General features: G+C 65.9%; 1 protein-coding gene. It reads right to left on the bottom strand.

What is annotated here, in order from left to right; all coding sequences use genetic code 11:
* On the bottom strand, window positions 1-1,087 hold a 1,087-nt coding region (locus CHB97_RS26595), incomplete at both ends, for a beta strand repeat-containing protein (protein ID WP_371333152.1).

Genomic DNA, 1,087 nt, shown 5'->3' with positions numbered 1-1,087 from the left:
ACGCTGCCAGCATTGACGAAGCTGTTGATGTCGCTGAGCGATCCGGAAAGGGTCAGCGTGCCGCTGCCCGAACCGGTGACACCGATACCATTGCCGCCCGTCGCCGAGAGGCTGCCGGCCCCGACAGAGAGGGTGACGGTGACGATCCCGGTCCCGGCGTCAGCATCGCTGAAGCTGATGCCGGTCAGGGCGGTGGCGACATCCTCCGTCACTGTCAGGCTGCCCGGTGCATTGATGCCGGGGGCCGCATTCACGCCGGTGACATTGATGTCCACGCTGGTGCTGGCGGTCAGGGGACCGCCGGTACCGGTATTGCCGCCATCATCGATGGAGACGGTGAGCGTCTGGCTGGCGGTGCTGTTGGCCGCCGTCTGGAAGCGGACATTGCCGGCATTGACGAAGCTGTTGATGTCGCTGAGCGATCCGGAAAGGGTCAGCGTGCCGCTGCCCGAACCGGTGACACCGATACCATTGCCGCCCGTCGCCGAGAGGCTGCCGGCCCCGACGGAGAGGGTGACGGTGACCGTTCCGGTCCCGGCATCGACATCGCTGAAGCTGATGCCGGTCAGGGCGGTGGCGACATCCTCCGTTACCGTCAGGTTGCCCGGTGCATTGATGCTGGGCGCATCATTCACGGCCGTGACATTGAGGGTCACGTTGCTGCTGGCGGACAACGGCCCGCCGGTACCGGTATTGCCGCCATCATTGATGGTGATGGCGAGTGTCTGGCTGGCGGTGCTGTCGGCAGCGGTCTGGAAGCGGACGCTGCCAGCATTGACGAAGCTGTTGATGTCGCTGAGCGATCCGGAAAGGGTCAGCGTGCCGCTGCCCGAACCGGTGACACCGATACCATTGCCGCCCGTCGCCGAGAGGCTGCCGGCCCCGACAGAGAGGGTGACGGTGACGATCCCGGTCCCGGCGTCAGCATCGCTGAAGCTGATGCCGGTCAGGGCGGTGGCGACATCCTCCGTCACTGTCAGGCTGCCCGGTGCATTGATGCCGGGGGCCGCATTCACGCCGGTGACATTGATGTCCACGCTGGTGCTGGCGGTCAGGGGACCGCCGGTACCGGTATTGCCGCCATCAT

The organism is Azospirillum sp. RU38E (genome assembly GCF_900188385.1).
Classification (GTDB): domain Bacteria; phylum Pseudomonadota; class Alphaproteobacteria; order Azospirillales; family Azospirillaceae; genus Niveispirillum.
Note: the sequence above shows the minus strand (reverse complement) of the source record. Positions and strands in the feature narration are given on the sequence as shown.